Origin of the sequence: Stenotrophomonas sp. PD6, from assembly GCF_049199305.1 — a bacterium.
GTDB lineage: Bacteria > Pseudomonadota > Gammaproteobacteria > Xanthomonadales > Xanthomonadaceae > Stenotrophomonas.
Window position 1 is genome coordinate 365,249 of the sequence record NZ_JBLZQD010000001.1, and the last position, 15,098, is coordinate 380,346.

The following is a 15,098-nucleotide window of genomic DNA, read 5'->3' on the forward strand; positions in this document are numbered from 1 at the left end:
CCTCAGTAAGTGCCGACCATGTTGAGGAACCAGCCTTCGTGGTCGTAGTCGAAGTCGGTCAGGTCGTCGCTGAAGCGGGTGAAGTTGTAGCCCACGCCCAACCGGAAGTTTTCGCCGATATCACGGTCCACACCCACCAGCGCGCCGGACTGCGTGCCGCCATTGTCGACGTCCAGCCAGCGGTACTCGCCCAGTGCATACCATTTGCCGTGCACCTGGTAGCGCGCCTGCAGCGCGCTGAAGGTGGTGGCCGAGTCGAACCACGGCCCGCTGCCACGGCCAAGCCGCACTTCGCCTTCGCGCCGGGCCAGCTTGGCGCCGAGTTCCCAGTGCGTGTCGCGCTTGTAGACGCCCTCGAAGGACAGGATACGGGTCTTCTGGTCCTGGTCGGCACCGCCCAGTTGTGCCTCGGTGGCCAGGTCGTACAGGTAGGTGTAGCGGCCAAACAGCGCCCACCGCTGGCTGTTCCAGGGCCGGTAGGCGAAGCCGACGTTGGCCTCCCAGAAGCGCGCGCCGGCCAGTGCGTTGAGGGCGTCGTCGGTGCGCGAATAGTTCAACCGCGCGGCGATGCGCCAGCTGTCGTTGAAGCGATGGGTGAGCCGGTTGGTGGTGACCCATTGCTCGCGCCGTTCGCTGCCGGTGTCCTTGCGCCACTCCACCTTGCTGCGCCAGTCGGTGTCGGCCGAGGTACGCCCGCCGCTGACACTCACCGCGCGCCGGTCCACGTGCCCGCCCTCCACTGTGTCCAGGTCGCCCGATTGCAGGGTGAAACCGAGGTTCCAGCCCTGCGCCGGATAGAAGTCCATGCCCACGGTATGTGCCAGCCCGGACTGGTCGGGTTCCTTCAGGAACTGGCTTTCATTGAACAGGTTCGCCCGGCTCGACAGCCGCCAGCGCTGCCCCAGCGTCCAGCCGTTCTGGCGGGTGGGATTGAACAGGGATTCGTAGTCGGTGGTGTCGGTGGAATAGGTATACGCGCCGTACAGCGAGTGATCCGCGTCCAGCTTGTACTCGGCATCGACCGTGGCCGAATCGCCGCGATCGCCGCTGCTCACCTCGGCGCCCACGCTGGCCCGGTCGTCCAGCAGATAGTTGCCACCCACCGCCACCGCGTTGTTGTCCTCATAGCGGCCGCCGTCGTCATCCAGCGTGCCCTGCAGCAGTCCATACAGTTCCAGTGCGGTGCTGAAGCGGTGGCTGTACTTCACCGCCCCCAGCAAGCCGGCGGCCGGGTCGCGGATACTGCCCTCCTCCACCCGGCGCAGCTCGCCGCTGAGCGTGTTCCAGTCGTCCGGCCGCCATTCCAGCGTCGCCTGGGCCTGGGTGAGCTGTTCGTCGCCACTCTCGGCCTTGCTGTAGCGGGCATACAGACCCAGCTCGCGGGTAATGCGCCCGAGTACCTCGGCACCGTATTCGGTCACCGGCAGTCCGGTGTCATGCCGGGCAATGGAGTAGCCCGGGTCGGTCTCCCGCCACCAGCCGCCGGCGCTCCAGTCCAGCGTGCTCCAGCCCAGCTCGCGGAAGTTGACCCGGCCTTCCACCGCCTTGGCATCGCCTTCGCGGTGCGGGTCGGTGCTGTTGCTGCGGATGAAGGTGAAGCCGCCGTTGTCGGAGAAGAACGACGGCACGCCGAACGATTCGGTGTGCGCGTACTCCAGCTTGAGGTAGGTGCCCTTGCCTGCCTGCAGGGTGAGGTCGCCGGCCGCCAGCGTGTAGTCCTGGCCGTCACGATTCTCGTCCACATAGGTCGCACCCACGCCCACGTGGTCGCCGATCCACTGGCGGCCGCGCAGGCCAGCGGTCAGTTCGCCGTCGTCGAAGCCGGACGGCAGCCATTCGTAATCCACCAGCAGGTGCTGCTGGTAGCCGTCCAGCGGGCTGTCGCGGGTCAGCGTGGGCATGTTCTCGCGCGTGACCTGGCTCAGCGGCCGGGTCAGCAGTAGACGGCCCTGCAGTTCATCGATCTCGTAGTCGGCGCCGCGCTGCAGGGTGATGCGCTTCTCGACGCGGCCGGTGGTGCGGTCGCGGATCTCCAGTACCACCTGGTCCGAACCGGGCAGGATGTCGGTGTTGCGCAGGTAGTACAGGCTGCCGCCGGTACCGATGAATTCGTTGTGGCCCGGCGCGGTCTGCTCCTGCGCGCCGAACACGCGCAGCGCGCTGCGCGGATCGCCCCACGGATTGATCGCCTGCGAGCGCCAGCTCACCGCACCGCCGTACAGCGAACGCACGTACTGGGCGTATTCGGTGCCGGTCAGCCCGGTGGCGAAGTTGCCCCACAGCGCCTGGTTCTTGTCCCAGTCCACGCGCACGTAGAAGCGGCCCATGCTGTCCACGTCGCGGTAGGTGGTGGAATCGTCGCCGTAGGTCGGGTAGTACAGGTCCGGGTCCAGCCGGCGGAAGATATCCTGCGGCCACGCCTCGGTGAAGCCGTCGAACAGGTGCTCGATGTCCTGTTCGGTGGTGTCGGCCTGTGCGGTGATCAGGTACTTGCCGCGCGCCTTGCCCTTGGCATAGAACGCCAGCCGGCCGTCGCTGATTACATCGTCGCTGTAGCGTTCGTCCACGGCGAACGGCGCGGTGGCGCTGCTCACGTTGTTCTGGGCGATGGTCACATCGGCCAGGCCGATGCCATAGAAGTACTTGCCGGTCACATCCACTTCCAGGGTGTGATGCTGCTCCAGCGCCTCCCGGCCGCCGCGCACGGCGATGTCGAAGCGGTGCAGGCCGACCGGCACCAGGTATTCGGCAACGAACTTCCGCTCCAGATCCACCGGATACGAGGCGCCGTTGATGGTGAGCGAGGTGGACTCGGGGATGTCGCGCCCGGTAATGCGGATGCGCGAGCCGTAGATGGGAATGTTCTGCAGGCGCAGGCCATTGGCGGCGAAGGCGGTGTCGATCAGGCTCTGCTGCAGGGCCTGGTCGATGCCCAGCGCGGTGCCCTGGCTGCGCTCGACCTGGCTGCGCAGCCCACGCAGCTGGCTGTCGGCCTCGATCGGACGCACCAGCTGCAGCCGCTGCGCGACGGTCTCGTCGAAGATGCCGTTGCGGCCATAGGCGCGCACCACATACAGCAGTTCATCGCCGGCACGGAAGGGTTCGTCGGCGGGCAACGTGCCGTCCCATTCCACCTGGGCGACCGCCGACACCTCGACCGGAATGCGCGCCAGCGGTGCGATCAGGTCCACGTCGGTGGCGCGGTAGACCAGGATCTCCATGCGCTCGATGAAGTCGCCGTAGTTGCCCCGCACGTAGAACGGCACCGGCTTCTGGATCCGCCCGTTCTCGAAGGCGACCAGCGACGGCGCCGACGCCGACAGCTCCGGCTGTCCCAGGTTGGGATCCTCGGTGGCCCAGAGCACGCCGCCGCTGGGCAGCCGCACATTGAACCGGCCCGTCGCCACGGCATGGCCCGGCGGCGGCGCCGAAATCGTGACGCGGCGGTCGGGCTGCAATGCGTCCGAACCGGACTGCGCGTCTGTGCCTTGAGTGACCGGCTCGGTCTTGCCACGGGTGCGGATGCGCAGGAGCAGGCCATCGCCTTCGTGGCAGTCCTGTTCACCGCAGCTGACCGGCGGGGTCTGCGCCGGCGCAGCCGGCAGCGGCTCCTGCGCCTGCTGCGCGTGTGCACCGGCTGCCATGCCGGCCAGCAGGGTCGCGAGGGCGCCACTGAGCAGGTGCGGCTTCATCGTGCCGCTCCCGCGCCCGGGCGGGCATCCAGCGGCGCGGCAGGGTCGTCACTGCTGTCCACCTGGACCTTGTCGCGCACGGCTGGACTCAGGTGCTCACGCAGCGCCGCGTAGACCGCTTCGGCGCGGCGCAGGCCGAGCTGCGCGTTGTAGGCTGCGGCACCTCGCACATCGGCGTGGCCGACGATCAGCACGCGCCCGCCGCCACGCCGCTCCAGCTGCTGGGCGATGCGCGCCAGCAGCGGCTGCATGGCCGGTCGAATGTTCGCGCTGTCGGTATCGAACAGCACCGTGCCTACCAATGCACCGCCCTGGTCAACGCCGACCAGCAGCGTGGCCGGGTCGTCGACATCGGCACGCACGACCACGCGCAGCGCCGCGCTGTCGTTGCCGAGCGCCTTGAGCAGCGCCTGGTTCACGGCGTTGGCCCGATCCAGCGCAAGCGCCTCGCTGCCACCGTTGGCAGCGATCACGATCTCACCCTCGCCCTGCCCGCGTGCCTGTTCGGCCATCTTCGCGATCACCGGCTGGTAGCGTTCCGCGATCTGGGCACTGTCCGGCGCGAAGAACACTTCACCCAGCACCATCTCCACCTCGCGCTGCTGTTCCAGCGCCGTGGTCGGCAGGGTCACCGCGAAATCGAAGCGCGTCGGTACCCCGGAGGTGATCCGGCGCAGCAGCGGGTTGCGCGTGACGAACGTGGTACCGGCCGGCAACGTGGCCGCGTCGACCTTGAGGATGAAGTTGCGCCCACGCGCCAGGCCGCCCCCGGAGACGCCGACCAGGTGGTAGCGCCCGAATTGGTCGGTCTCCATCAGCAGGCCTTCCACCGAACCGATCCGCACACCGGGGATGCCGATCTCGTCGATGCCCGTGTTGGTGATCACGTAGTCCACCAGGTAGCCGCCCTCGCCCCGCATCACCTTGCGGGTCACGCGCGGCTCGGCGGCGGTGAGCCCCTTGGCGGCATCGCCCTCGCGTTGCTCGCGGGCAGTGCCGTCGGCGGCCAGGTGCACGCTGACGCCTTGCCGGTTGGTCAGCACGAAGTTGTCGGTGAAGCGCGGTTCGCGCAGGCGCTGGCGCACCACGATGGTGCCTGCAGGCGCCGCCTCGCTGCTGCGCCCCGCCAGCTCGCCCAGCGCCAGCCCATGCAGCAGCGGCGCGCTGGCATCGGCCACCGGCTGCGGCCCGCTGCCCCGATCAACCGTGGTGCTGCCAGCGATATAGGCGTCGGCGGCAAAACCGCCCTGCGCCTTCAGCCCGGTCAACGCAGCGCTGTCCTGCCAACCATCGCCATCGCGGTCGTCGAACACGCTGCCGATGATCAGGCTGTCATCCAGCAGCGGATCGCTGCCGGTCACCACTTCGGCGGTGGCCACGTTGGAGGCGGCCTTGTCGGTAGGTGCGAAGGCCTGCGCGCGGTTGATCAGCGTGCCCGGCCGCACGCCGGCGCCGACCCGCATCAGGTACGTGATGCGCGCGGTGTTGCCGGCGGCAATGTCCAGGTCGTTGATGCGCAGCGGCGCGCGGCCACTGGCGGTCACCGAATGATCGTCATCGTCGCCCTGCAGCGAGCCCTCCACGTAGGTGAAGCCCGGTGCGGGCGTGTCGATCAGATAGCCGTCCACCAGGTCGATGTCGCCCACGTTCTGCGCGGTCAGCGTGTAGCGCACCAGGTCACCCACCTTCACCTCGCGCACGTTGGCGACCTTGGTCAGGCGGATGTCGGCTGGCGCGTTCTCCACCGCGATGACGGCGGCGGCGGTCGCCGTCGCGGTGGCCAGCCCGGCACCGGTGGGCTGGCCCGTGGCGAGCACGGTGTTGGTCAACTGGCCACCGTCCACGCCGGCATCGGCCTCCGTGATGGTGTGGTCATAGCTGGCGCAGGTGGCGCTCTGGCCCGGGGCGAGCTGGGTGGGCGCGCAGCTGAGCACGGTGGGCGCGGCGCCCTGCAGGGTGTCCTGGATCACCAGCTGGTCCAGGGTCACGTTGCCGGTGTTGGTGGCGGTGACTGCATAGGTCACCACGTCATCGGCGTTGCCTTTGCCGGGCGTGCCGCGGTCGACGCTGAGCGTGGCGGTCTTGGTGGTGGCCAGCGCCGGGCGACGATTGATCGGCAGGTTGAGTACCGGCCGGCAGCGGGCGTCGGCCGAACCCGGTGGGCACACCGCCGGCGGCAACGCGCTGCCGCCGGGACCGGGCTGCGCGGTGATGGTGGCGGTGTTGTCCACCGTGCCCGCATCGGTGTCGGCCTGGGTCACCACGTAGGTGCCGGTCAGCGTGCACCCTGCCCCCGGCGCCACGCTGGAGCAGACGACACGGCTGGGCGTGATCAGGGGATCGTCGATGGTGACATCGCTCAGCACCACGTTGCCGGTGTTGGTGGCGGTCACGCTGTAGGTCAGCGTGTCGCCCGTGGCGACCGCGCCATTCGGATCGGTGTTGCCGGTCAGCCGCTTGGCGGTCTCCAGGGCCGGCTGTTCGACGATGTGCTCGGTACTGCACTGCACGCAGGTGGGATCCGGATCGCCGCCCGGCAGGTTGATCGCCGTGACCACGTTGCGCAGCGTGCCGCTGGCATCGGCCGCCACGGTGGCGGTGTACACCAGCGGATAGCTGCCCGGCAGCGTGCCGACCGGCAGGATGCAGGCCAGGTTGCCGCTGCAGCTGTAGGCGCCTGCGGCCACCCCGCTGACCTGGCCCAGACCGGCATCGAGCTGGTCGTTGAGGATGAGCGGCTGGGTGGTGGCCGAACCGGCCACCACCGTCGTGACGGTGTACGTGATGGATTGGCCGGGCTGCACGAAACTGCCGCTGGCCGGAACGGCACTCTTGCTCACCGTCGCGGTCGACGGCACCACCGGGTGTTCGGTGCTGCAGCTCTGGCAGACCGGCGGCGGGTCCACCCCGGCCGGCTTGGTCGGGACCACGGCATTGCGCAGCGTGCCGGTGGCATCGGCATCGACCCGCGCGGTGTAGACCACCGCATAGGTCCCGGCAGCGGTGCCGGCCGGCAACGTGCACACCAGCGGGTTGGCCGCGTTGCAGGCGTATGCACCGGGGCTGGTGACGGCCACGAACGTGAAGCCGTCGCCCAGCGTATCGGTGAGGGTCAGCGCTTCGTGCAGTTCGTTGTTGGCGACGGTGCTGGTGAGCGTGAATTGCACCACGTCGCCCGGTGCGACCTGCGTTGCCGACGCGGGCGCAGCGCTCTTGCTGACCGTGATCGCGGCCGGGGTGATGGCGGTGGGCGTGGTTTCGGTGTCGGTCGCGGTCGCGTCGGGCGCACTGCCCGGCGCATCGCCGGTGGCGGTGGCGGTGTTGACCACGGACGTGGCGGTCTCGTCGGAGAAGGTGATGGTGTACGTGTTGTTGCTGGCCGTGCACGTGGTGGTGGTGCCCGGCGGCAGCGCCAGCACGGTGCAGCCCAGCCCCGGCAGGCGCGGATCGACCACGGTCACGGGCGAGAGCAGTACATTGCCGGTGTTGGTCACGCTGAAGGTGTAGGTGATCACGTCGCCCGCGTCGCCGGTGATGCCGTCGCCATTGCTGTCGGCCACGCTGGCGCGCTTGTCCAGGGTGATCGACGGCAGCTGCGTGGCCGTGATCGTCACGCTGTCGGGCGCCGAGGTGCTGGTGCCATCGGTCGCGGTCGCGGTATTGGTCACGCTGCCCTGGTTGAGGTCGACCTGGGTGACGGGGTAACTGGCGGTGCAGGTCAGGCTGGCGCCCGGGGCCAGGCCGCCCGCCGGCAACGCCGGGCAGCTCACGGTGGCCGGTGCCACGATACGGTCGTCGCTGACCGTGATCGGGCTGGTGATGGTGACCGTGCCGCTGTTGGTCACCCGATAGGTGTAGCTGAGCACCTCGCCCACCGCCGCATACGTCGCGGTGGTGCTGGCCTTGTCCAACGTAAGCCCGCGCACCTGCTGCACCGGCGTGATGGTCGGCGGCGACGGTGTCTGCGGCGTGGTATCGGAGATGCCGCTGCCGATGTTCAGCACCTGGCCGGCATCCACGTCGGCCTGGGTCACGGTATAGGTGCCTACCAGCACGCAGGTGCCGGCCGGTGCCACGCTGGCACAGGTCGTGCTGGCCGGGGTGATCTTGTTGTCGCTGATCACCATGTTGGTCAGCGTGGTGTTGCCGGTGTTGGTGCCGGTGACGGTGTATTCGATCACGCTGTTGAGCACCACCGGCGTGGGCGCGTTGCTGACCACCTTGGCCATGCCCAGCGCCGGATTCTGCACGCCGGTGACCGTCACCGAATCCGGCCCGGAGGTGGTGCCGCCGGAGCTGGCGGTAGCGGTGTTGGTCACGCTGCCGGCATCCAGATCGGCCTGGGTCACGCTGTAGGTGGCGGTGCAGACCAGCTCGACGCCGGGTGCAAGGCCGCCGGCGGGCAGCGCCGGGCACGCCACAGTGTTGGGCGCGACGATGCGGTTGTCGGTGATCGTGATCGGCGCCGTCAGGGTCACGTTGCCGGTGTTGGTGACCCGGTAGCTGTACGCCAGCGTGTCGCCCACGCTGTCGAAGCGGGTCGTGGTGGTGGTCTTGTCCAGGCCCAACGCAGGCTGCTGGCTGCCGGTGATGGTGACGGTAGACGGCCCCGAACTCACTGGGCCGGACTGCGCGGTGGCGATGTTGGTCACACTGCCGGCATCCAGGTCGGCCTGGGTCACGGTGTAGCTGCCCGTGCAGGTCACGCTGGCACCCGGGGCCAGGCCGCCGGCGGGGAGCGCCGGGCAGCTCACGGCCGCGATGCGGTCGTCGGTGATCGTCACCGGATCGGTCAGGGTGATGTTGCCGGTGTTGGTGACCCGATAGCTGTACGGCAGCACCGCGCCGGCTGTAGTAAAGCTGGTGGCGGTGCTGCTCTTGACCAGTGCCAGGGTACGGGTCTGCACCGCAGTGATGGTGGCCTGCGCGGTAGCCGGGCCCACGCTGCCCTGCGCCGGCACCACGCTGGCCGTGGCGGTGTTGGTCACGCTGCCGGCGTCCAGGTCGGCCTGGGTGATCAGGTAGGTGCCGGTGCAGGTGGTGTTCGCGCCCGGTGCGAGCGTGGTCACCGGGCAGCTCACGCTGGCGATGCGGTCGTCGCTCAACGCCAGCGTGTTGAGGGTGACATTGCCGGTATTGGTCACCCCATAGCTGTAGCTGATGGACTGGCCGACGCTGCTGTAAGTGGTCGGGTTGGCGGTCTTGACCAGGGTGAACGTCGGGCCGGCAGTCAACGGCGTGGTCGTGGTGTCCTCCCCGGTGGCATTCGGCCCCGACGGTGGCGTGCCCTGCCCGGTCGCCGTATTGGTGACCACCCCGGCGTCCAGGTTCGCCTGGGTGATCGTGTACACCACCGTCGAACAGGTGGTGCTGGCCCCCGGCGCAAGCTGCCCCGGCGGGCAGGTGATCGGCGGCATGCCCGGCAGTGGGTCGGCCACGGTGATGTTGTTGAGGGTGACGTTGCCGTTGTTGGTGACCACGAAGCTGTAGCTGATGGTATCGCCGGCATCGGTCACCGCCGGCAGCGCGCCGCCGGCAATGGTGGGCGCGCTGGCCGTCTTGTCGAGCACCAGCACCGGCTGCGGCGCCAGGGTGACCACGGCCGAATCGGGCGAGGAGCTCACGCGTGCGCTTCCGGGCGGCGTGCCTTCGGCGGTGGCGGTGTTGGTGACGGTGCCATTGTCCATCTCCGCCTGGGTGATGGTATGCACGCCGGTGCAGGTAGCCACCGCGTCGGGGCCGCTGGCGGTCAGCGTGGTCTTGTCGCAGGTCGCGGCGGCGTTGAGGTTGGTGTCGATCACCGCCAGCGCGGACAGGCTCTGGTTGCCCGTGTTGGTCACCACGAAGGTGTAGGTGATGGTGTCGCCGGCGTCGGTCACCGCCCCATCCCGCCCGAGGTTGACGGTAGGCGTGCCGGCGGTCTTGTCGATCGCGAGCGATTGCTGCGGCAGCGGAAGCGCGACCTGCGCGCTGGCCGTGGTGCTGGTCACATCGCTGCTGGCCGTTGCCGTGTTGTCGATCGCCTGGTCACCGCCGCCATTGCTGTCGAAGTCGGCCTGGGTGCTGATGTACGTGCCCTGGCAGGTGATGGTGGCGGCCGGCGCCAACGCCGCCACCGGAATCGCCGGCGAGCAGGACAGCGATGGCAGCATCGGGTCGCTGACACTCACGTTGGTCAGCGTGCTGTTGCCGTTGTTGGTGGCCGTCAGTGTGTAGACGATAGGGTCGCCCGGACGGGCCACCTGGCTGACGTTGGCGACCTTGGTCAGGCCCAACGCCGGGCTGCGTACCACCGGGATGTCCAGTGCGCCGGTGCGGCTGATCGCCCCGCCGGCCTGCGAGGTGCCATCGGCCGTGGCCACGTTGCTGATCACGTTGAACGTGTCCACTTCCGTCTGCGTCACTACGCGGGTGGTACCGGTGCACACCACGTCCGCACCGGTGCCGCCGAACACCACGGTCTGCCCCGGTGCGAGGTCGACAGTGGGACAGGACAGACTCAACGCCGGGTCGTTCACGGTGACGTCCTCGATCGTCACGTTGCCGGTGTTGCTCACGGTGAAGCGGTAGTTGATCGTGCCCGGCGCCGTCACCGAGGCGACATCGGCACTCTTGACGAGGGTCATCTGCGGGCCGCGCACCGGCAGGTTCACCTGGTGCTCGCCGGTATCGGTGACGGTGCCGCCCGCGACCGGCGTATCGGCCACCACCGTCGCCACGTTGTCGATCTGGCCGTTGCCCGGCAGGCTGTCGGTACTGCCGCTGTCGATGTCGGCCTGGGTGACCGTATAGACCTGGCCGGTGCAGCCGCTGAACACCACCAGCGCACCCGGCGCAAGGCTGGACAGCGGCGGGCACGACAGCGATGGCAGCATGGGGTCGGTGACAACCACGTTGAACAGTGTGACGTTGCCGGTGTTCTGCACCGAGAACGTATAGGTGATCGGCTGGTTGGGCCCACTCACCGAGGCCACGTCCGCGCCCTTGGTCAGGAAGATGCCGGTCGTGCGCTGCGGCAGCGCGACATCGGCGCTGGCCACGTCGGTGACCGTGACTACCGGGTTGGTGCCGATCTGGTACTGCGCTGTACCGGTGACGTCGTTGTGGATCACCTGCGTGTCGTTGACCGGGTTGCCCTGGTTGTCGATGTCCGACTGCTGCACGGTGTAGGTGTTGCCGGTGCAGGTGAAGTCCGCACTGGTCCCCGGCGCCAGGCTGGCGATGGGCGTGCACGACAGCCCGTTGCCGAGCAGCGTGTCGTCGGTGATCTGCAGGTTGATCAGGGTGACACTGGACGGGTTGTTGACGCGGAAGGTGTAGCTGATCTGGTCACCCACCGCACTGACCGAGGTACGGCTGGCGATCTTGATGAGTTGCGGTCCGACCGTGCCGTGGTCCACATTGATCGCCACGCTGTCGCTGTCACCCACTGGAGTGCCGTCGAAGTCGCCAGCGGCGGTAGCGGTGTTGCTGATGCTGTTGTTGCCGTCGATGTCGCTCTGGGTCACGGTGTACGTCGCCGTGCAGGTGGCGGTTGCGGAAGGGGCCAACGTGAACGGCGCCGCGGGTACGCAGACGATGGCGCTGAGCCCGCTCTTGGGGTCGGTCACGCTGATGTTGTCGATGCTGACGTTGCCTGGGTTGCTGACCGTAAACGTGTAGGTAACGACCTGTCCGGCGGCAGTGACCCGGGTGGGACTGGCGGTCTTGTCCAACACCAGCTGCGGCGCAGGCGGATCCAGCGGCACGCTGGAGGTGGCATCGCCGGTCGTGCTTCCTCCCCCCGGCGCCACGGCGGTACCGGTGGCGGTGTTGTCGATGTCGCCGTCGCCACCGCCGCGGTCATCGATATCGGCTTGCGTGATGGTATGGGTGTTGCCGGTGCAGGCGATGTCCGCCGGCGGCGCGGTGCCGAACGTGACCGATTGTCCGGGCGCCAACGGGCCGCCCGGCGGGCAGTTGAGCCCCGGCAGGCCAGGATCGGCGATGGTCACGCTCTGGATGGTGGTGTTGCCGGCGTTGGTGACCGTGAAGTTGTAGCTGATGACTTCGCCGACGCTGCCCGTGCCGTTGCTGTTGGCATCGGCCAGGTTCGGCGTCTTGGTGAACTCGGCTACGAAGCGCTGCGATGGCAGCGTGGTGTCGACGCTGGTGTTGTCGCCCACGGTGTTGCCATCCGGATCGGTGCCCTCCACATCGGCGGTGTTGGTAATGACATCGTCGTTGATCCCGTCGCCACTGCCGACCCGGTCGATGTCGCCCTGGGTGACCGTGTAGTTGCCCGTGCAGGTGATGGTGGCGCCAGGTGCCAACGACGCCACCGGGATGGCCGGCGTGCAGACCAGGTTGCCGGCGATCAACGGGTCCACCACCGTGGCGTTGCTGATCGGTACGTTGCCGGTGTTGGTCGCGGTGATCGTGTACGGCACCACCTGCCCCACCGCGGTGACGCTGGTGACGGTCGTGGTCTTCTGCAGGTCCAGCGTCGCACGCGGCACGAAGGTGTTGCTGTAGGTGCAGGTGATGGTGCTGCCCGCATCGGCGATGGCGATGAGCAGGCCGTTGGCGGGGTTGGTGTCGGTGCCGTCGCAGGTCACCGTGCTGGTGTAGTCGCCGCCGTTGCCACCCGGGAAACTCTCCGCGCCCAGGCTGCCATTCTCGAGCGCGTACACCGTCACCGGGCCCACCTGGTCCGGCCCCGGCGAGGTCGAGGTGAAGCCCGGGGTGTTGTTGGTGAAGCCGCTGCTGCCCGGGATGGTGACGGTGGTGGGCGGGCCGCCGCTCCACACCTTGCGCACGACCAGCTCGGCGCTGCGGCGGTCGTTGACGTAGGTGCAGGTCATCGGGCCATCGTTGGGGCCCACCGTGAGCGTTCCGGTGGTGGGGTCGTTCACCACCAGGCCGCTGGTGTTGGTGCACGACAGCGTGGTGGTGTAGAGGTTGGAGGTCACCGAGCTGAAGGATTCGGTGAGGCTGATGACATCGCCGGCGTGGACCGTCTGTGCCGGGCCCGTGTCGGTCTCGGTGGCGCCCCCCGTGGCGGTGGACGACAACGGAGCAAGCCCGGTGGCGACGATGGTCACTTCGTCATTGGGCAGGCCGTTGAGCCAGGTCTTCTGAAGGGTCAACGTGGTGGCGGTGCGCGTGTTGGTGTACGTGCAGACGATCGGCGTGCCGGCATCGGCCGGGACGATGTCCAGCGTGTTGGCGACCTTGCCGTCGGCGCCGCCCAAGGTGCCGCCGGTGCAGCTCACGGCCACCGTGTAGTTGGCCAGCACCGCCCCGCTCATCGTTTCGGCCGGCAACGTGGCCTGTTCGCCGACGAACACGGGCACTGTCGTGCTGTTGGCGCCCACCGACGCAGTGGACGTAAACGCATTGGTGTTGTTCTGCAGGCCGGTGGTTGCCCCGAGTTGGGCCACATCGCCATTGCGGCTGTCCGCTGCCCAGACCTTGACCAGCTGCAGCGTGGTCTGCGGGCGGGTGTTGGTGAAGGTGCAGACGATGTTGCTGTCGCCCTGCCCCACTACCAGCGTGTTGCCGCTCAGCCCGCCGCTGCCGGTACACGCCAATGCACTGGTGTAGTTGGCGGCGTTGCCGGGCACCGCGAAGGCCTCGGTCAGGGTGAGGGTCTCGCCCACGAACACCGGCACGGCAGTGCCGGTGTCGGTCTCGGTGGCGCTGTCGGCCACCGAGTTCAGCGTGATCGGCGAGGTGGTGCTGCCGGTCGCACTCACGTCCACCGTTTCGCCCACGGCCGCGTCCACCCAGCTCTTGCGAAGGGTCAGGTTCACCTCGCGGCGCGTATTGGTCTGGGTGCAGGCGATGGCCGTGTCGGCCGGGTCTATCGTCAGCGTGGTGCCGCTGAGCGGCACGCTGTTGCCGGTACAGGCCAGCGTGCTGTCGTAGTTCGCCGCGTTGCTCAACACTTCGGTGATGCTGCCGGACTCGCCCGCGTACACGACCACTCCGGCACCGATCGTGGTGTTGTTGCCGGTCGAGGTGGAGAGGCCGCTGGTCGCGGGGTTCTCAAAGCCGCTGCTGGTTACCGTGGCGGTGTCGCCCGGTAGCCCGTTCACCCAGGTCTTGCTGAGCACCAGCGTGGCCTGGCGCCGGGTATTGGTCTGCGTGCAGGTGATGGCCGTGTCGGTCGGCGCGATGGTGAGCGTGACGCCGGCAAGCGGGTTGGCATTGCCCGTACAGGCCAGGGTGGCATCGTAGTTGGCGGCGTTGCTCAGGGTTTCGCCGAGGTTGCCGCTGTCGCCCGCGAACGCGATGACCGGCGCACCCGTCGTGGTGTTGTTGCCGGTGGAGGTGGAAAGCCCGCTGCTGGCATCGTTGGTGAAGCCGGCGGACAACACTGTGGCCGTCTCGCCCACGCGTGCATTTGCCCACTGCTTGACCAGGGTCAGACTGGCCTGGGTCCGGCTGTTGACGAACTCGCAGGTCACCCCGGTATCGGTGGGCATGACGATGCTGCGGTTGAGGCCGGCCCCGTTGACGGGAATCGCAGCGCCGTTGTCGTTGCGCGCGCAGTTGATCGCGGTGCTGTAATCGGCGGCATCGCCGGCCACGAATCGCTCGATGAGGGTCGCCACTACGCCTGGCGCCACCGCCGCCCGCGCCTGGGTGGTGGTTCCGCCCGGCGTGGAGCTGCCGCCGGCGAGGACGATGACCTCATCGGCGCTGCCGGCGATCTCAAGGTCGACGCTGTCGCCCGCCCGACCGTTTTCCCAAGACTTGCCCAACACCAGGCTGAAGTAGACCGGATGGGTGACCGTGCAGGTGCCGCCCGCCGTGCAGCCCTGCCCACCCGTCACGGTATTGCTCACGGTGCCGCTGGCGTCGGCATTCACCGTGGCCTGGTAGGACCAGTTGTAGATGCCTGGCGCGCTTCCCGCCGGCAAGGTGCACAACGCCGCCTGGCCGCTGCCGCTGCAGCCCGCAGGCAGCGAACCGGCCACCAGGGTCAGGCCCGTGCTCAGCGTGTCGGTGAATACGGCGTCGGTGGCCGTGGCGTTGCCGGTCACCGTCGCGGTCACCGTGAAGCCGATGGTGTCGCCCGGCGCGACCGGCACGTCGTCCGCCGGGCTTCCGGACTTGGCCACGGTGGCTGCGTACACCTGGACGTTGATCGTGGCCGTGTTGTCGCCGGGATTCGCGTCTGCCTGGCCGCTGGGGGGTTGAATGCTGGCCGCGTTCTGCACCACGGTCTGGGCGAGGCCCGGCGTATGCCACGACAGCAACGCCAGCACCAGCAACCACGCCGGAAGCCAGCACCAGAATTCCGCGCGTGCTCCCAGCGTTTCGCCCGCCTTGTGGTCGCGGTCGCGGCTCCTCACTCGGTCTCCCCGTGGCAACACGTCTCCAGCCGGGTTCCCGAGCGAATCGCCTCAAGGAACCGCC

Annotated in this window: 2 protein-coding genes; both read right to left on the reverse strand. The window is 68.5% G+C overall.

The features are described from left to right. Positions 1-2: 2 nt before the first annotated feature. Positions 3-3,692 carry a hypothetical protein gene (locus tag ACOZHM_RS01495; protein ID WP_421567178.1) on the reverse strand — a complete coding sequence of 1,230 codons (3,690 nt, stop codon included), beginning with the start codon at positions 3,690-3,692 and terminating at the stop codon, positions 3-5. Further along, on the reverse strand, positions 3,689-15,034 hold the full coding sequence (locus tag ACOZHM_RS01500) for a DUF7507 domain-containing protein (protein WP_421567179.1): 11,346 nt from the start codon (positions 15,032-15,034) through the stop codon (positions 3,689-3,691). Before ACOZHM_RS01500 ends, ACOZHM_RS01495 begins: the two co-directional genes overlap by 4 nt. Positions 15,035-15,098 lie beyond the last annotated feature (64 nt).